Here is an 18820-nt window from a genome sequence, read left to right on the forward strand (position 1 = left end):
AGTCCGCCGCCCATCTCGCGCCGCCATGAGCCACTTCCATTCTCATCATCGCCCCAACACAGCGCCCGTAAACCCGACACCGCACGCCGGCAGCCCTCCCGGCCCCGGCAGTCAGTGGGCCCCTTTCGGATTTCGCTCCGGTCTGCGAGGCCATGCTCGCAGGTTGGAACTGCAACGGAAACCTGAACCATCCTGCCAAACCTGGATCACACCATGAATACCGCACGTTTCGAAGAATCATTCCGCAACCTCCTCGGAACCCCCGAAATGGTCGCTGCCCTTCCGGAGCTCGTGCTGAGCCTCGCCCTTGCAGCCGCCCTGGCCGTCTTGATGGGGCTCGTGTACGTACGTTTCGGCTACTCCCTGTCCAATCGCCGACTCTTCGCCCGGAACTTCCTGTTGCTGGTCGTCACCACCACCCTGGTCATCAGCATCGTCAAATCCTCCCTGGCACTCTCGCTCGGGCTGGTCGGTGCCCTTTCCATTGTCCGCTTCCGCACAGCCATCAAGGAACCCGAGGAATTGGCCTACCTCTTCCTGGCCATCGGGGTCGGCCTGGGACTCGGAGCCGGCCAGGCTCTAATCACCATTGTCGCCCTCCTGATCATCCTCGGCCTCATCGTCATCCGCGGCCTGACCCGTCGGCCGCCCGCCCAGGGTAACCTGTACCTCACGATTGGCGCACCCGCCCCCGCCGGCCCGACCCTCCAACAACTGGTGCAACTGCTTGCCGAATCCGGCGCCAGCGCCGTACTCAAACGGTATGACCATGGCCCGGAGCGACTCGAAGCCGCCTTCCACGCCAGCTTCCCCGACCCGAACGCGCTCGAGCAATTCATCCGGAAGCTCCGCACCCTCGCGCCGGACGCAAGTGTCACCTGCATGGACGACCGCACCCTGGCCATTTAACCCGCCAACGCCAATGCCATGGAACCCAAAGCCGAATCCGTCCGTTACGAACGCAAGTTCCTCCCGCCCACCATGCCGCTCGAGCACCTGCTGGCCCTCCTGCGGCAACATCCGGCCGGATTCCGCGAAGTCTACGCGCCGCGTTTCGTCAACAGCATCTACCTCGACACCCCGGACCTCGCCGATTTCCACGACCACGTGGCCGGACTTCCATCCAGATCCAAAACCCGCATCCGGTGGTACGGCCCCCTGCAGGGACACGTCCCCGGCCCCATCCTCGAACGAAAATACAAAACCGGCCACGTGGGCTGGAAACAATCCCATCCCCTGCCGCCCTTCCATCTCAATGGCAACGGCTGGGCCGAACCCATCCGCTCCATCGACCGCTCCGCATCCCTGCCGGACCGGATCCGCGCGCCGCTCCACCAGCGCCAACCGGTCATCCTGACCCGCTATCTCCGGCGCTACTTCCTCAGCCGGGACGGACGCTTCCGACTCACCCTCGACACCGACCTCGCCTTCGATACAGTCCTCCGGCCTCAGGGGCACGCGCGCCTCATCCCCTCACCCGTCCCCGTCGTCCTCGAACTCAAGTTTGCACCCGATGCCGCCGCCGACGCCGACCGCATCACCCGCGCCTTCCCGTTTCGCATCACCCGCTGTTCCAAGTACGTCCTCGGCACGTCCCTCCTTCTCTTCGGCGCCGATTAACCCGCGGCGCCCTCCCGCCTTGCACTTTGTCACGCGGCCTCCACACCGCCCCGGACTTACCCATCCACTTTGATCCCGACCGCTCAACCAGCAACGTTACCTCTCACGAGCCGTAATCTGTTCAGCCCCTCGGCACTCCAAGCACCCGCCGCGGCCTCCACCTCTTGAAAAACAGTACCCCGCCAACCCCAAGCCCCGGTCCTCAACCCCAACCGGCGAACAACCCGCGGTGCGGCTCAGCCCACCGGGGCCCGCAGCATCCACCACAGAAACCCCAGCGTACCACACCCCGGAAACACAGAAATTCACAGAGGACAGACACGGAACTGTGTCGGGGAAATGACGTCCCCGGGAGGGGCCCGATCCACCGCGACCCTTTGTGGATTCTTCAAGAAGGGACACGGTCCTCTGAGCCCTCTATTTTTGCCGGACAGGGAGGACGCCGTCCCTCCCGAAGCAGCATGCGTCCCGCCACCGACCCGCCACTTGCCCGGTACTCCCGCCCCAGGTGCACCTGCCCGTAGCCATTTCGCAGGCTTGCACCTGGTAGCTCCCGCCTGGCCACTTGGTCCGCCCCCGCCGGCTCAGGGGATCGTGCGTCCAACTCGGCCGGCTTCGCAGCACGCTGACCCACAACCTCAATCCGCCCCACTGCCTTCCATTGCCATGGCGCCGTTGCAGGCCTACCCTCCGGTTCATGGCGTTTGTGGGCATCGAAATCGGTGGAACGAAGCTTCAAATCCTCGTGGCAGAGACGCCCTTTCACATTCTGGACCGATCCGAAACCCGCGTGGATCCGGTCCGCGGGGCGGACGGGATTCGGGAATGGATTGCCGCAGAGTTGCCCCGACTCATTCGGGGCAGGGAGGTTCAGGCCGTGGGCGTCGGCTTCGGCGGACCGGTGCATTGGAAAACCGGCACCGTGGCGCGATCCCATCAGATCGCCGGCTGGGCCGACTTTCCACTCCGCGACTGGTTGCATCGCATGGTTCACGTGCCCGTCGTTGTGGACAACGACGCCAACGCGGCGGCACTGGGCGAGGCCTGGCACGGCGCCGGCCGTGCGCATGACCCGGTTTTTTACATCACGCTGGGCAGTGGCGTGGGTGGGGGGCTTGTCGTGGGCGGTCGGATTTATCACGGTCAGCCGCCGGGCGAAACCGAGGTGGGGCATCTGCGGCTGGATCGCCAGGGCACAACCGTGGAGTCGCGCTGCTCCGGCTGGGCCATGAACGAACGCATCCGACAAGCCGTGACCGAGGTCCCCGGTGGCCCGCTGGCCAGGCGCGTGCAACAAGACCCCGGCCACGAGGCCCGGCACTTGGCGCCGGCCCTGGCCGAGGGCGATCCGCTCGCCGAACAATTGCTGGATTCCTGGGCGCAGGACCTCGCCTTCGGTCTATCCCATGTGGTCCATTTGTTGCATCCGGAGGTCATTGTTCTGGGCGGCGGCCTGGCCCAGGTGGGCGAACCTTTGCGAGCAGCCGTGGCCCGACATCTACCCAACCATTTGATGGAAGCCTTCCAACCCGGTCCCAAAGTCGTGCTTTCGGCCCTGGGCCGCGACGCGGTCCCGATTGGTGCCATTGAACTGGCCCGTTGGGCTTGAGAGCAGGGGTACCAGCCCGCCTGCCCGTACGGGTCGGTGCGCGGCCAACGACTCCCCGGTCCCGTCAATCGGTCGGCGGGCTTCTGCGCGGCCCCACGCCATCCAGGACCAGCGGTTGAAAGCCAATCAGCCGGGCCGGCGATCCACTCCGCAGCCGAAAGTCCCCCGCCCGCGGTGCCACAAACAACGGATCGCCAATGAGGCTGTGCCGGTCATGGCCCCGGGCCCTCCATTGCTCCCAGGAAACCCCGCCAAACCGCGGTTCGTCCCAACGCGCGCCGGGACGCAGGTCCCAATAGAGATTTCCGTCCATGACGAAGCGGTCGTTTCGCCAGCTGCCGCCCAGGACCGTCCCCTGATCGAAGACCACAAGGTTGTTGGTGAAGATGAAGCTGATGTGGTCTTCGTCGCGCGTGCGCTGCAGCTGGTGATCCCGCCCAAAGGCGAAGATGTTGTTTCGCACCACGTTGGTGGCGCCGTAGTGTTGGTGAAAGCCACCGTGCGTTGTCCGGTACACCAGGTTGCTCTCGGCAAGCGCGCCCTGTGTCCCCTCGTCGAAATAGATGCCCCAGCCCCCGTAACGGACGCCCGCGATGTCATGCCACAGGTTGTTGACGATCCGGGTGCCGACCTGCCGGCCCAGGGTATAGATGCCGCCCATGTCACTCAAAATCGGGCCGTCGCCATCCGATTGCACCCCGATATGGTGAACATGATTCCACGCCACCCACTGGTTCGTCGCCAGGGCCCGCGGATCGTAACCCCAGGTCCATCCCACCGAGATGCCCGTGTAATAAAAGTCGTGAATGTGATTGTGGACGAGCCTGTTGTCCGGCGACTGGCCGATCCACACCGCCACGGCACTGTGAAAAATCCGACCGCCGTCATGCAAATGGCAGTCTGCCACCTCGTTGGCCCGGGCAACGTCCCGCCAGTCCGTCCGAATGATCGTCTCGCCAATCTTGATGCCGCCGGCGCCCAAATCCGCAAACTCGCACTGCAAAACGCGGTTGGACACGCATCCCCGCCCGAGCTCCAGACCGTACGTGCCCAGATGGACAAACCGGCATCGTTCAAACCGGCTCCCGTGCAGCCCCACCGCCTGCACCGCCGCCGGCACACCCACGGCAGCCTGACCGAATCCGCCCACCTCATGCGCCGGTGCCGGCCACGACATGGCCAGCCGCCGCGCCGTCTCGGCATCCGCGGGGAACCACCACTCGGTGTGCGAAAAGGTCAGGCCCGTGAAACGGACGTTCTCGACGTACGCATTCCGCTCCGGCTGCCCTTCCACGCGCAAGACCACGGGGCCATTCGCCACCACCGCCGAAGCGCGCACCGGATCCTCACCCGCACGCGGCCGGTAGAACAACCGGCCGGTGTCCAACTCCAGCCACCATTCCCCCGGCGCATCCCAAAACTCGCGGGCACCCTCCAGGTAGTAGAGGTCGCCCGGCTCCAACTGATAAACGGAACGCTTCCCGAAACTCAGGATGCGCGTGGCGCCGTCCCAGCCCACGATCGGCAGATGCGAATCGGTCCAGCGATTCATTACCACCGCCTCGGCGTTGGTCAGGGTGGGTCCTGCCGGCACGTCCCCCGCCCGGCATTGGAACCTGCGCTGGCCATCATGCCAGCGGGGTGTTGGATCCGGCACACCTGCCACCGGCAAGTAACCCCGATCCGGATGCCGGGCCCGCACTGCACGTCGGCCGTTCACCCAAAGTTGCCGATACGGCCCGGCCGCACCGCGCACCTCGGGCAACTGTGTCTCCCACCAAACCTCACCACCCCGCACCATGACCTGCCAGCCCGACACCGGTCGCCCGGCGCTCAGCACGGGTCGTTCCGTACCGAACGCGGCGATCTCCAAATGGGAATCCTCCGGGGTCAGCACCACGGGCTCCGCCAGAAAATATGTGCCGCCCCGCAGGACAATTCGCGCCGGCGTGTTCGATGCCAGCGCACCGGTACGCCGCGCCTCGCGCACGGCTGACAGCGCACGCGGCAGGGTCGCAAACGGGCCGTCCGTGGTGCCGGGGCGGAGTTCGGGGGCCCTGCCCGACCATCCGTCGTTGCCCCCAACCGCCACGTAAAACACCGGTCCGGCGGGCACACCGTCCCCCGCCGCACCCCGCACCCACGGAATGCCGCCGGACAGGCCAACCCACAAAACCGGACCCCACAAACATGCCGACAGGACGCCCGCCTGCACGGGTCTGCACCCGCGTCCTCCATGGCGCCATCCCCCCATCTTGTGTCGACCGCCGCCACCGGACCGCGTCATCGAATCCCACCATTTCATAAGCCATCCATCCTGCTCCGGCCGGGCCCGCCCGACGTTTGCAAGGTTGCATTCACGGAGCGTCCGCGGCCGCGTTGTCGCGCACAACAATCCCGGGCCGGGAAGGCGCCTCGATCGCCAGCCTGCCCCGCATCAGGTTGCCCTGGATCACCGCCCGCCGCACGGCATCGCCGACCCGGACTTGCGGTTTATCGGCTTGAAACTCGCAACCCCGCACCAGCACATGACCGCCATCGATCTGCAATGCATACCGACCCTCGTTGTTGCGGTCCCACTGCACGAACGTGCAGTCACTGAACCCGACCGTTCCCTGGCCGGCCACCCTGGCAATCTGATTGCACGGTCCCCAAAACGCGCAGTTCACAAACCGGACCGCACCCGTGTGCCGGGATTCCACCCGCACCATCGTCGGATCCGGTCCGTGAAACGAAACGAACTCGCCGTTGCTGATCAGCAGTCCATAGGGCGCGCTCTGCTCCACCACCACAGCCGTGTAACAGTCGTCCGCGCCGATCCCCAAAAAGTTCCCGTTGCACACCCCCGCCCGGGTGGCCACGAATTTGTATCCCACATTGTACCCGAAGCAGAAGGTGTTGAAGACATACTGCCAGTCACTCCGCCCGAAAATGAAGGCCTCGCCATTCTCCTGCTGCCACCGGCGAACCCGCGGGCGCAGACTCCACCACGGGTTGAAATGCACATTCTCAATGCGACCCACATCGTAAATCGCATCCACCAGGATCCCGCGCCGCAGCGGCTGCCCGTGCACATCGCGAATCAAATGCCGCTCATTCTGCGAAGCATCAATCCCCTGATAGGGATTGAGCAGCTCCACCGCCAACACCGCGGGATTCTTTCCCCGCATCGCAATGGCCCACGGATAAGGCTTCGGCTCCGTCTCCGGATCCTGGTCCGGGTAATAAATGACCACACCTTTGAGCGTGCTGTTGTGATTCAGCGTGATGAAGGGTGCCCCGTCCTCCGAGCCGGCCCCGCCCGTGACCAGAAAGGTCGTACCGTCGTCGGTCGGCTTTGGCAAACCCCGATCCCGAATCCCGTTGTGCGCCGGCACCGACTCCCACACGCCCCGCAACGTCACGCCCGGGGGCACCTGCAAGGAACCCTCGAAACGATACTGACCGCGGGGCGCGTACACCACGCCGCCCCCCTGCCGACCCGCTTCATCCAGCGCGCGCTGAAAAGCCGCCGTGCAGTCGGTCCGCCCGTCCGGCACCGCGCCAAATTCCAACACATTCCACCGATCCTGCACCGCCGCACCGGCCAAACCGACGATGGCAGACCACAGCACGGCCACAACTCCCGGGAGAGGTTTCCAACTGGTTCGCATTCCGGACCCAGCTTACCCGGCCACCCCGTGCCAGGGCAATCGTGTCCGCACAGCAACCTTCCCGACCATCGCGCGCGGCCACCGTCCGTATCCTTACCCCTCCGTGGTGAGGGTCCTCCGGGTCAGCCCCGACGCCGCATCGCACCCGCGGCGTGATTCCGTGCCGGCCCCGCTGTGCTGCCCGACTCCAGCAACGTCCCGCCCCACACACCCTCGCCGGTTCACCTCCCTCCCCGACAGGATTATGGCTCACGTGGCCGAAACTTTTCCGGCCGCAGGACCCGAACCTCGGTCCCATACACAATCGCCGCAAACCGGGGTAAAAACTCGGCCGATAATCGCTCCATCAGCGTTGCCGCCGCCTCGGCCGGCAGGATGACCTCCACCTGAATGTTTCCGAACTCCTCGATATCCGCCGGGCGATCTCCCTTGGCCCCCGCGCCCTCCACAGGAAACAGCGTGTAACCCTGAATACCCATCGCATGCAGCAGCTCCAGCAACGGTTGCCGCGCCAGCGCCTCGCACACCACCGTCACCAGCGTCATGGAATGGCCGTTCATGGGAAGTGTCCGAGAAACCACCGGACCATCTGGGCATACAGCGGCAAGCCCAGGGTCACGTTGAACGGAAACGTCACCGCCAACGAAGCCGTCAGATACAGCGTCGGATTTGCCTCCGGCAGGGCCAATCGCATCGCCGCCGGCGCGGCGATGTAGGACGCGCTGGCCGCCAGCACCGCCATCAGATATGCACCCCCCGCGCTCAGGCCCGTTCCGTACCCCACCCAGAAGCCGATCAGGGCATGCACCAACGGCATCCCCAGCGCAAAAAGGACCAGGGCCGGTCCCACCCGCCGCAGATCGCCCAATCGCCGTGCCGCCACCATGCCCATCTCGAACAAAAACAACGCCAGCACCCCCTGAAAGGGCGTCACCAGGAAACCCTCCGTCATCTCCAACCCGCGCTTGCCGGAAAGCATGCCCACCAACAACGAGCCCATCAACAGGAAGACACTCCGTCCCAGCAGGGCCTCGTGCGCCAGTTGACGCCACTCCCGCCACGTCAGGCCGCCACGACGCACAGACCACCGCCCCAAAACCACCCCCACCACAATCGCCGGTGATTCCATCACCGCCAGAAACGCACTGGCATACGGCTCGTACGATGCCCCCAAACCCCGGAGGTACTGAAGGGCCGTCACAAACGTCACCGCGCTGACCGACCCGTAATGAGCCCCGATCGCCGCCGCGTCCACCGCGGAAAACTTCAATCCCCACCGCAGCAACGCATAACACCACAACGGAATCACCGCCCCCAGTACCACCGCCCCCAGCCCCGGCAGCCACACCCGGGCCAGCCCCGCCTCCGCCAGTGCCACGCCGCCCTTGAACCCGATGGCCATCAACAAGTACGTGCTCAACCCCACATAGATCGGCTCGGGAAGCCGCAAATCCGCCCGCATCAACACCGACAAAACGCCCAGCGCAAAAAACAGGATGGGCGGCGAACCCAGGTTCAATCGGACACTCTCCCAGAACTCCATCACTTCTCCGCGCCCAGGGACCGGTTCTTGGCCCGCGACTCACGAGCCAGCCGCGCCCGGTAATCGTGCAGACGCGCCCGCAGCCGGTCGTCTTCCACCGCCAGAATCTGCACGGCGAGTAATCCCGCGTTCCGGGCATTCCCGATGGCCACCGTGGCCACCGGTACACCCGCCGGCATCTGCACAATCGAAAGCAACGAGTCCAAACCGTGCAGCGCCTGGGTCATCACCGGCACCCCGATCACCGGCAACACCGTGTGACTGGCCACCATGCCGGGCAGATGCGCCGCCCCGCCCGCACCCGCGATGATCACCCGCAATCCGCGCGCCTCCGCCCTGCGACCGTACCGGGCCATGTCCAGCGGCGTGCGATGCGCCGAAACCACCCGCGCCTCGTAGGGTACCCCAAACTCCTCCAACACCTCCGCCGCCGCTCGAAGCGTCGGCCAGTCGGAATCACTCCCCATGATCACCCCCACCAGGGGTCCGGCCTTCGTGGACGTCGCCATGATGATTCCCTCAAGGGTTCAACTGCAAATCCGTCACCGCCCCCAGCGAAGCCGAGCTCACCAGTTGGGCGTACTTGGCCAGCACACCCGTCCGATACCGGGGCGGCGGCCGGCGCCACTGCGCACGCCGTACAGCCAGTTCGACCTCGCTCACCTCCAGCGTCAACGTCCGTTCCACCGCGTCAATCCGGATGGGATCCCCGTCCCGCACCAGGGCCAGGGGCCCACCCAGGTAGGCCTCCGGACTGATGTGCCCCACCACGAAACCATGGGTACCTCCGGAAAACCGACCGTCGGTGATCAACGCCACATCCCCGCCCAGCCCCTGCCCCATGATGGCCGAGGTTGGCCCCAGCATCTCCCGCATGCCCGGTCCACCCCGCGGCCCCTCATACCGAATCACCACCACATCCCCTTTCTGAATGCGGCCCCCCAGAATCGCCTCCATGGCCTGTTCCTCGGAGTCAAACACCCGTGCGCGGCCCTCAAACCTCAAACCCTCCTTGCCAGTGATTTTGGCCACCGCACCTTCGGGAGCCAGGTTCCCCCGCAGGATCACCAGGTGACTCTCCGGTTTGATCGGCCGGTCCAGCGGCCGGATGATCTCCTGCCCCGGCGGATAATCCGGCACGTCCGCCAGGTCCTCGGCCAATGTTCGACCGGTCACCGTGCGACATTCGCCGTGCAGCAGGCCCGCCTGCCACAGTCGCCTCATTAGCGGCCGTATCCCTCCGATGGCCACCAGGTCACTCATCCAAAACCGCCCGCTCGGCTTCAAATCCGCCAGCACCGGCACCCGCCGGCCGATCCGGTCAAAGTCATCCAGCGACAACTCCACCCCTGCCGCGTGGGCCATGGCCAGCAGATGCAGCACGGCATTGGTCGAACCGCCCAGAGCAATCACCACCGTAATCGCGTTCTCAAAAGCCTCCCGCGTCATGATGTCGCGTGGCTTCAAGCCGAGCCGCAACAGATTCACCACAGCCTGCCCGGCACGGCGCGCATCCTCCCCTTTGGCCGGCGACACCGCATTCTGGGCCGAACTGTTCGGCAGGCTCATCCCCAGCGCCTCGATCGCGCTGGCCATCGTATTGGCCGTGTACATGCCCCCGCACGAGCCCGGGCCCGGGATGGCACAACGCTCAATGGCCTGAAACTCCGCCTCCGTGATCCGCCCCCGCGCATACGCGCCCACCGCCTCAAACACCGAAACGATGTCCAGCTTCCGATCCGTGCCCGGCAGGCATCCGGGCAGGATGGTCCCCCCGTACACAAACACCGCCGGACGGTTCAACCGCGCCATCGCGATCAGGCAGCCGGGCATGTTCTTGTCGCACCCGCCCAATGCCACCAAACCGTCCATCCCCTGGCAGGCCACCACCGTCTCGATCGAATCCGCAATCACCTCCCGGGACACCAGCGAATATTTCATGCCCTCGGTGCCCATGGAGATCCCGTCCGAGATCGTGATGGTGTTGAAGATCACTCCCTTGCCGCCGGCCTCGTTCACTCCCGCCTCCGCCGCCCGCGCCAGCTGATCCAGATGCATGTTGCAGGGCGTCACCATGCCCCACGTGGACGCAATACCGATCACCGGTCGGCCGAAGTCCTCCGGCCGAAAACCCACGGGATAAAGCATGGCGCGGCTGGGCGCACGATCCGCCCCGTCCAACACCCGCGCCGACCAGGGTCGTGGCAACTCCGCCATGGTCAAATCACCTCGGACATCTCGCCAAACTCAATGCACCGGGCCGCCTCAACCGCCCGGGCCCGCGCCTCCGCCACCGTCGGACCCAGCGCCGTCACATGCCCCATCTTTCGCCCGGGTGCACAGCGTGATTTGCCGTAAAGGTGCACGTGGACCCCGGGGATGGCCAGCGCCTTTTCCACACCTGTCACCCGGCCACTGCCCGTACGCCGCCCCAGCAGGTTCACCATCACCGCCGCCGGCACTCGCATCGCCGTCGACCCTAGAGGCCACCCCAGCACTGCCCGAACATGATTCTCAAACTGCGAGCATTCGCAGGCCTCGATCGTGTAATGACCCGAGTTGTGCACGCGCGGCGCCAGCTCGTTGATCCAGAGCTGCCCGCCGCGGCCCAGAAACAGCTCCACACCAAAGGTCCCCACCCCGCCCACACAGCGAACCGCCTCCTGCGCCAGCTCCGCCGCCCGTTGCGACACCGCAACCGGCAACTCCGCCGGAGCCAGCACCTCGTGACAAATGTGATCCCGTTGAATCGTCTCCACCACCGGGTACACGACACACCGACCATCCGCCGCCCGGGTCACCTGCACCGCCAGTTCACGCTCAAACGGACAAAAAGCCTCCAAATACAGACTGCGGCCCTCCGCACCCCCCAACCGGCGCCAGGCAGATTCCACCTCCCCGGGCCCCCGCACCGTTGCATTCCCCTTGCCATCGTACCCATGACACCGGGCCTTCAACACCACCGGCCAACCCCAAGCCTCCGCCCGGCCGGCGATCTCCTCCGGAGCCTGAACCTCGGCAAAGGCCGGCACGGGCAGACCCGCCCCCGCCAGGACGGACTTCTGCAGCAACTTGTCCCGAATCTGACGCATCGTCGCCGACCCGGGCCACACCCTCCAACCGCGCTCCTCCAAAGCGGCCAGCGTGCCGTCCGGAATAAATTCGTTTTCCAGCGTGACCACCGCGCTCCCGCAGCCCTCCAACGCCCGCACCACGGCCCCGGCATCCTCCCAGGAAGGCACCACAGCAACCGGAGCCAGCCAGCCGGCCGGACAATCCGCCTCCCTCTCCACGCAGGAAACCCGGCAACCCATCGGGATGGCTGCCATGGCCAGCATCCGGGCCAACTGACCGCCACCGAGAATCACCAGGCTTGGAGTCGTGCTGTCCCGGCTCTCCCGGCACTCCTCTTCTTCCATGGTTGAGGTTGCAGCCACTCCCGTCATTGCGTGCCCCTCCCACCCTTGCGCCGGTAAGCCCCGACACAAATCCGCAGCGCAACCCTGCCGCGCCGTCTCAGGCCGCCGGCATCAGTTTCTCAAAGTCGCTGACGGTGCCGCCGTCCAAACAACAGGCAATGATCTCCCGGCCCAGCGGGTCAAGGTCGGGCGTCTGAAACTCCCGCAAACACTTCTCGAAAAACGCACGCAGGATGGCCGCGCCACGGTCGTAGGCCTCCTCACCCACCTCCGGCTGGGTCTCCACCTGCAGGAACCAGCGCGCAATCAACACGCCCTCCACCTGCAACTGATGCAGCACGTACCCCAGCAAACTGCATCGCGCCTGCCGCAACTGATCCGGCCGGAACCGGGCCGAACCGCGCCGTGCCAGGTACTCCCGGGCAATCCACTGCGGCATGAAGCCCACCTTCCAGGCCCCGATGTACTGGTTGGGCACCAGAATGTGCCGCGTCTTCGGGCTGTCCAGAAACTGGCGCAGCAACAGATTGGCCTGGTCGACCTTCCGGCCCGTCGCAAACGGCCAGTACGATCCCACCCCCTCGCTCGACATGCCCTCCGTCTCCACAATGCTCGGGTTGGCATGGCCCCGGGGCGAAACCAACCGCCACAACCACGCCAGTGCCGGCGGCAAAATGTGAAACAGGCCGATGATCCCGTAGGTCGGTCGCTCCCGCGTACACGGCGGCGTGCGTACGCCGAAACTCCGGATGTCCACGGTCACCGGACCGTCCACCACGCCCGGGTAAATCCTGCGCGGCAGAATCACGCGCGGGTTCGGGCAGCGCACCCCCGGCGCGTCCTCAATGTGCTCCCAGATCAGCGCGCGGCTCCGCGGCACCGCGTCAATGTTCAGGAACAACAGCGGCACGGGCGGCTCCGCACAAAGCTTCTCCAAATGCACGTCCGTGCCGTAATGCTCGATGTGGTTCACCCGCACAAACCAGGCGCTCTCGGCATCCATCAGCGTGAGCTTCCCCTCGCCCGACTGCACCGAGGGATGACACAGCGCCATGTCGTCCGTGACCGGTCGCAGCTCGCACGCCCGCGGGATCTGCAGGTACCGGCGTTCCCCGGTGACAATGTTCTCCCCCAACAGCAACCGGCCGTCCGGCTCCCGATGGATGTGCTCGAGCATCTCGCTCTTGCCGCCGCCGCTGGCCCCCTCGTGCATGATGGTCACCACGTTGTCGTACGGGGTGATCACCTGCACCGTGGAACAATGGTTGGTCACCCAGCCCTCGCGTTCGCCCAACCCCAGCAACACGCCGTACACGCCCTTCTTCGCGCTGGGCCCGGGATACAGATTGTACGAAAACAGCTCGTGCAACCCGTCCCGCCGGTTGTGCACCACCACCTGTTTTCCGTTGAAATGCGTGTGCCGGAACGGTGGTGCCACGTAAATCACCGCCCGCGGATGAAACCCCGGTGGCACCTCCTCCTTCCGCAGGATCCCCTGCAACAGGGCCAGGCCCAGCGCAAAGAATCCGGCATTGGCCGGCGCAATCACGATCGCATCCAAACCCGTCTCCGGTCCGCCGGCATGAAAGCCGAACATCGCCAGCTCCTGACGCTTCAACCACTCGAACGTCTCCTGTCGGACCGGTTCAAAGGGCCTGCCAAACCGCTGCAAAAACGTCGGCTTGTCCGTGGGCGTATCGTCCCCGATCACCATGCAGTCCGGGTCCCGCCGGCGCATGTACGGCTCCGGATAATTCGCCACCACACCGTTGCGCACCCGGGCCACCGTCGCCTCCACCACCCGGCCCCGGCCCGGCACGTCATACGCCACCTCGAACCAATCCGACCCCGGCCCACCCACGGCCAGCTCAATCAACTCCTCCGTGCTCCCCGCAATGATCAGGCGGGGACAGGCACTCAGAATCTCCGCCGCCTCGGCGGGCGGATGATAGATCTCATACCCTCGCATCAGCTCTCCTCCAAAACCAGGTCCCATCGCCAACCGGGTCCGGCCCTCCATGCCGGGCCCGGCGGTGCACACCCGTACCTCAACCGGGCTCGAAGGGCAGGTTGCCCGCAACACACATCGGGAAGTCACCACACCTCGCCGACACCCTGCCGGGCCGGGACCGGCCCCAACTCTAGGGCCACGTTCGGTCCCGTGTCAAGGCGGGCGCGGGCCCACCTCTCTCCCCGGCCCGGATCACTCCCACTCGATCGTCCCGGGCGGCTTGCTCGTAATGTCAAACACCACCCGGTTGATCCCGCGGACCTCATTCGTAATCCGCGTCGAAATCCGTTCCAGCAAATCGTACGGCAACTTCACCCAGTCGGCCGTCATCCCATCCTGCGACTCCACCACCCGCACCGCCGCCGTCCATTCGTATGTGCGCTCGTCCCCCTGCACGCCCACACTCCGCACCGGCAACAACACCGCAAACGCCTGCCACACCTTCTCATACCAACCGCTGCGCTTCATCTCCTCCAGCACGATCGCATCCGCCTGCCGCAACACCTCCAGCTTCTCCGCCGTCACTTCGCCCAGACACCGCACCGCCAGACCCGGTCCGGGAAACGGATGCCGCCACAGGATCTCCCGCGGCAATCCAAGAGCCTCCCCCAGCCGCCGCACCTCGTCCTTGAACAAACACCGCAGCGGCTCGATCAGCTCAAACCGCATCCGCTTCGGCAACCCGCCCACATTGTGATGGCTCTTGATCAACGCCGCCGGATTGCCGCCAATCGGCACCGATTCAATCACGTCCGGGTACAACGTGCCCTGCGCCAGAAACCGGGCCGGACCCGCCTTGCGTGTGGCCGCCTCAAACACCTCGATGAACGTGCGTCCGATGATCTTGCGCTTCCGTTCCGGATCGGTCACCCCCCGCAGCCGCCGCAGAAACAATGCCGAGGCATCCTCATACTGCAGCCGCATCCGGAAATGCCGGCCAAAAACCTCCTGAACCCGTTCGGCCTCCCGTGCCCGTAACAGACCGTTGTTCACAAAAATGCACGTCAACTGGTCCCCCACCGCCCGGTGCAACAACGCCGCCGCCACACTCGAATCCACACCCCCGCTCAACCCCAGCAGCACCCGCTCCGACCCCACCCGCTCCCGAATTTCGCAAATCGCCTGTTCCAGATAATTGCGCATGGTCCAGGCCCGCCCACAGCCGCAAATCCGATGCACAAAATTCGACAAGATCTCCCGCCCCCGCGGCGTGTGCACCACCTCCGGATGAAACTGCAGTCCGTAAAACTGCCGACCGGGATGTTCCACCGCCGCATACGGCGAGTTGTCCGTCGTGGCCACCACCACGAAACCCCGCGGCAGCCGCGTCAACCGGTCCCCGTGCGAGTTCCACACCTGCAGCCGCTTCGGCAGCCCCCGAAACAACGGACACTCCCGCCGCCGCACCTCCAGCATGCCCTTGCCGTACTCCCGGCGCTGACCCGGCTCGACCCGCCCCCCAAGACAATGCGCCATCACCTGTAGCCCGTAGCAGATCCCCAGAATCGGAATCCCCAGCTCGAAAATCCCCGGGTCCGGCAGGGGCGCACCAGGATCGTAAACACTGGCCGGCCCCCCCGACAAAATCAGCCCCCGCGGCCGCAACTCCGCCAACCGCGCCGCGGGCGTGTCAAACCGCACAATCTGCGAATACACCTCGCATTCCCGCACCCGCCGCGCGATCACCTGGGTGTATTGCGATCCGAAATCCAGAATGAGGATCCGGTCCTGCATGGCCGCCCCGCCGGCCTGCCCGACCGCCCCCGCCTCCGAAGCCACAGCCCCCGCGGCGGTCGCCCGGTCCGAACCTGACCGCCCGGCCGACCCGCCCGTCCCACGCCTTGCACCCGCCGTCGAACCCGCCCTCATTCCGCAGCTTCCATCTGGGGCAGAGCCCGCCGCGCCAACGGCGTCTCCCGCAACGCCGCCTCGCCCTCCCGGCGGAACCACTCATTGAACAGGTCGTTCATCCGCAGACGCCGCAAATAGGCGGTAAACTGCGGCAGCTCCTTCTCCATTCGGGCCTGATCCAGCGGCAACCGATCCTGCACGTACACCAACATCGCTCCGTCCCGCGTCGGCACCACCGGGCTGACCCCGCCCACCGGCGTCCCAAACGCCACCTGCTTGAACTGCGCCAGCGGCAGGTCCTGCTCCACCTGCGGCAACGAACGCGTCGCCCACGAAAACGGCGGCAACAACACCGGATGCAGATTCGACGCCGTGCAAACCTCGGCAAAGCTCCGGCCCTGCGCCAGGGCGTTCGTCAGCTCCGACCGAAACCGCGCCGCCGCCTGCCGCGCCAGTTCCACCGCCTGTTCATACCGGTAATCCGTCATCACCTGCGCAAAAATGCTCTCCAGGGGCGGCACCTCGCTCGGTAACCGCCTCTCAAAGCCCAACACATACACCGCCTCAGGCCCCACCACCGGCGCACTGAACGGATTGTCCTCCGACAACCGAAACGCCACCGGGGCAAAATCCGGTCCGCCGTCGAACCCGCGCGGCCCCTCCTCCAGCGTGAACGGTCCCAGCGTCTTCACCTCCAGACCCCGCTCCGCCGCCACCACCTTCAAATTCTCCGGCCGGACCGGCTCCCGATCGAACAACACCGTTGCAAACTCGTTCGCCGCACGCCGCGCCAGCAGCACCGCCTGACGCCGGATCAGTTCCTGCCGGATCTTCTGCCGTGCCTCCTCCACCGTGGCGCCGAACTGCACGTAGTTCGTTCCCAGGCGGTCCAGGTTCGCCTGTACAATCCCATCCAGGTTGGTCTTCACCAACTCCGCCTCGGCAGCCGCAAGATAATTGGATACCGGAAACTCCACGTAATTCACCTGGACCCGCTCCGGAATCCGGTACCGGGCCATCTGGTTCGTGTAAAACTGCGCCACCGCCTGCGTGCTCACCGTCACCTGCGGCAGGTAATTCATCGCCAGAAAGTTCACCACCTGCACGGAGACCTCCTGATGTTCCCGCTCGTACATCGCCCGCGCCTCCGCCGGCGTGAGCATCTGCCCGGGCAGACTCACCAGCATCACCAGCTCCTGCAGGGCCGCCTCGTGCCGGATGAACCGCTCAAAATCCTCCAGCGTAAACTGCCGCGGCGCCAGCACCTGCCGCACAAACGCCTCCACCGACACCGGTTGGTTCTCCCCGGCAAACGCCCGCAGAATCTCCCGCGCCAGCGCCGCACTCACCGCCGGACTCACCTCCAACTTCCAATCCCGCGCCACCTGCAACAAAAACAACCGCGCATACGCCTCCCTCTCCACATCGAATCCGCTGTCCCGCCCCGCCTCATCCGGCCAGTGCCCGGTCCGAATCAGATAATGCAGCATCGCCTCCTTCTGCGCCGCCATCAGCTTGTCCCGCGTGATCCGTTCACCCCGGATCCGACCAAACTCCGTCCGGGGCGGCGGTCCACCCCCATACCGGGTCGTCGGGTTGAAGTAAATCACGAAGGCCACCACCGTCACCGCGATGATGATGACCCACAGCCAGGTCTGATGCTTCCGAATCGTGCCAAACATAACCCCGCACGTCCTGCAATTAGGAGCCGCACGCTATCGCCCGCCCAACCCCGGGTCAACCGAAATCCCTTCCACCGCCCAACCAACACGACCCCCGGTCGCGCCATGTTCCACAAACCCGACCGGCCTTGCCCCATCCGCCCCGCGCCCCCACCCCGACGAAATCCACTGCATTCCCGTTGACCCCGACCCGGCCTCACCATTGTCATGACCGCATGACAATGCAAACCGCCACTCGCCGGACACCCACCGCCGCAATCCTCGCCGCCTCTCTCCTGTCCTGGACGGCCTGTCACACCCCAACAGTCACGCCCGCCCAACGCCACGCGGCCGAAACCCGCTGGGCCGAAGACCTTCAGAGGTTCGCCGCAGAAGACGCCGCACACCCACCCCGGCCCGGCTGTACCCTGTTCGTCGGCAGCTCCAGTTTCCGCCTCTGGCACAACCTGTCAGAGGCCTTCCCGGACCGCTGCACCCTCAACCGGGGGTTCGGCGGCTCTCAAATGCATGACCTGCTGGCCCTGGCCGACCGCCTGGTGTGGCCCTATGCACCGCGCGAAATCGTCGTCTACGAAGGCGATAACGACATCGCCGCCGGCAAATCGCCGGACCAGTTCTATGCCGAGTTCCGGGCCTTCCTCCGTGAGGTCCACCGCCGCCTTCCCCACGCCCGCGTCTATTTCGTCTCCATCAAGCCCAGCCCCGCCCGCGAGTCCTTCTGGCCCATGGCCCAGCAGGCCAACCAGAAGGTCCGTGCCCTGGCCGATTCCGATCCGCGCCTCTGTTACATTGACGTCGCCACCCCCATGCTCGATGCCCACGGCCGACCCCGCCCCGAACTTTTCGGGCCGGACCGGCTCCATCTCAACCCCACCGGTTACGCCCTGTGGGCCGAAATCATCCGTCAGGCGTTGAACCACCCCTGACAGCCGCCGCCCCCGCCGCTGTCCGCCACCAAATTCTCCCCGGACCCCCTGAGCCCATGAGTCCACCCGCTGAAACGGCGGCCCGGATCGGTAAAGTCCACGGCCGAACCGGATCTTTGATTCCGCCAGCCGCAGTACCGCAACCGATGCCACCCGATCGTCCACATGCGCCACCCGGCAATGCTTCAGAAACGCGCACCGGGCTGCACGGTATTCCGCCTGAATCCTTAGCCAGCCGTTGGGGCGGGGTGCCAAAGGGTGTTTTCGAATCGGAGGAGTCTCTAAACGAGACCCGGGAGGGCTCCGGGGCCCATCGGGGAGGGGTCGTCCGGGCGCCGGAAGGGCCGCAGGGCCGTGCCAGAGTGGTTTTTTCCAAGATGCGGGCATGCTCCGCCCTGGCCGCCAGGGGCGGTCGGCGCGTGCGCGGGGTTCGTGCCGTGGCTCCAGTTTAGCCGGAGGGCACCGCCGCTTCCGCCGCCCCAGCCCGCCACCAGCGCGCTTGCCAC

The 18820-nt window shown here is 65.8% G+C and carries 14 protein-coding genes; 4 read left to right on the forward strand and 10 right to left on the reverse strand.

Annotated features, from left to right (window positions below):
• Positions 1–213 precede the first annotated feature (213 nt).
• From G4L39_RS13945 to G4L39_RS13955, 3 genes are all read left to right on the forward strand, one after another.
• A complete protein-coding gene (locus G4L39_RS13945) occupies positions 214–909 on the forward strand; it encodes a DUF4956 domain-containing protein (protein WP_165109123.1) in 696 nt (231 codons plus the stop codon).
• Positions 910–927: 18 nt separating this feature from the next.
• Positions 928–1620 carry a polyphosphate polymerase domain-containing protein gene (locus tag G4L39_RS13950; protein ID WP_165109125.1) on the forward strand — a complete coding sequence of 231 codons (693 nt, stop codon included), beginning with the start codon at positions 928–930 and terminating at the stop codon, positions 1618–1620.
• A gap of 697 nt (positions 1621–2317) precedes the next feature.
• Positions 2318–3229 (forward strand): ROK family protein, encoded by a 912-nt coding sequence (locus G4L39_RS13955; protein ID WP_165109127.1) that lies wholly within the window; start codon positions 2318–2320, stop codon positions 3227–3229.
• 64 nt (positions 3230–3293) lie between these two features.
• On the opposite strand, the gene G4L39_RS13960 is transcribed toward G4L39_RS13955, so the two are convergent.
• The 10 genes from G4L39_RS13960 to G4L39_RS14005 all read right to left on the reverse strand — a co-directional run bounded on the left by G4L39_RS13960 (position 3294) and on the right by G4L39_RS14005 (position 17388).
• Positions 3294–5534, reverse strand: coding sequence for a right-handed parallel beta-helix repeat-containing protein (locus G4L39_RS13960; RefSeq protein WP_165109129.1), 2241 nt, complete (start codon positions 5532–5534; stop codon positions 3294–3296).
• A gap of 52 nt (positions 5535–5586) precedes the next feature.
• Entirely contained in the window at positions 5587–6882 is a 1296-nt protein-coding gene (locus G4L39_RS13965; protein ID WP_165109131.1) for a glycosyl hydrolase family 28-related protein, read from the reverse strand.
• Between the two features lie 242 nt (positions 6883–7124).
• Positions 7125–7442, reverse strand: a complete 318-nt coding sequence (locus tag G4L39_RS13970) for a P-II family nitrogen regulator (protein WP_165109133.1) — start codon at positions 7440–7442, stop codon at positions 7125–7127.
• Positions 7439–8425, reverse strand: coding sequence for a sodium-dependent bicarbonate transport family permease (locus G4L39_RS13975; RefSeq protein ID WP_165109135.1), 987 nt, complete (start codon positions 8423–8425; stop codon positions 7439–7441). The genes G4L39_RS13970 and G4L39_RS13975 overlap by 4 nt, the downstream gene beginning before the upstream one ends.
• Positions 8425–8934 carry a 5-(carboxyamino)imidazole ribonucleotide mutase gene (gene purE, locus G4L39_RS13980; RefSeq protein ID WP_165109137.1) on the reverse strand — a complete coding sequence of 170 codons (510 nt, stop codon included), beginning with the start codon at positions 8932–8934 and terminating at the stop codon, positions 8425–8427. The genes G4L39_RS13975 and purE overlap by 1 nt, the downstream gene beginning before the upstream one ends.
• A 10-nt stretch (positions 8935–8944) precedes the next feature.
• Positions 8945–10642, reverse strand: a complete 1698-nt coding sequence (gene ilvD, locus G4L39_RS13985) for a dihydroxy-acid dehydratase (RefSeq protein WP_165109139.1) — start codon at positions 10640–10642, stop codon at positions 8945–8947.
• A gap of 2 nt (positions 10643–10644) precedes the next feature.
• Positions 10645–11844: a 5-(carboxyamino)imidazole ribonucleotide synthase gene (locus G4L39_RS13990; RefSeq protein ID WP_165109141.1), complete on the reverse strand. Its 1200-nt coding sequence runs from the start codon at positions 11842–11844 to the stop codon at positions 10645–10647.
• Between the two features lie 97 nt (positions 11845–11941).
• Complete coding sequence (locus G4L39_RS13995) at positions 11942–13813, reverse strand: DUF4914 family protein (protein ID WP_165109143.1); 1872 nt, start codon at positions 13811–13813, stop codon at positions 11942–11944.
• A gap of 234 nt (positions 13814–14047) precedes the next feature.
• Entirely contained in the window at positions 14048–15589 is a 1542-nt protein-coding gene (gene guaA / locus G4L39_RS14000) for a glutamine-hydrolyzing GMP synthase (RefSeq protein WP_165109157.1), read from the reverse strand.
• Between the two features lie 131 nt (positions 15590–15720).
• Complete coding sequence (locus tag G4L39_RS14005; protein WP_165109145.1) at positions 15721–17388, reverse strand: peptidylprolyl isomerase; 1668 nt, start codon at positions 17386–17388, stop codon at positions 15721–15723.
• Positions 17389–17603: 215 nt separating this feature from the next.
• On the opposite strand from G4L39_RS14005, the gene G4L39_RS14010 reads away from it, so the two are divergent.
• On the forward strand, positions 17604–18314 hold the full coding sequence (locus tag G4L39_RS14010; RefSeq protein WP_165109147.1) for an SGNH/GDSL hydrolase family protein: 711 nt from the start codon (positions 17604–17606) through the stop codon (positions 18312–18314).
• The last annotated feature ends 506 nt before the right edge of the window (positions 18315–18820 follow it).

Source organism: Limisphaera ngatamarikiensis, from assembly GCF_011044775.1.
GTDB lineage: Bacteria > Verrucomicrobiota > Verrucomicrobiia > Limisphaerales > Limisphaeraceae > Limisphaera > Limisphaera ngatamarikiensis.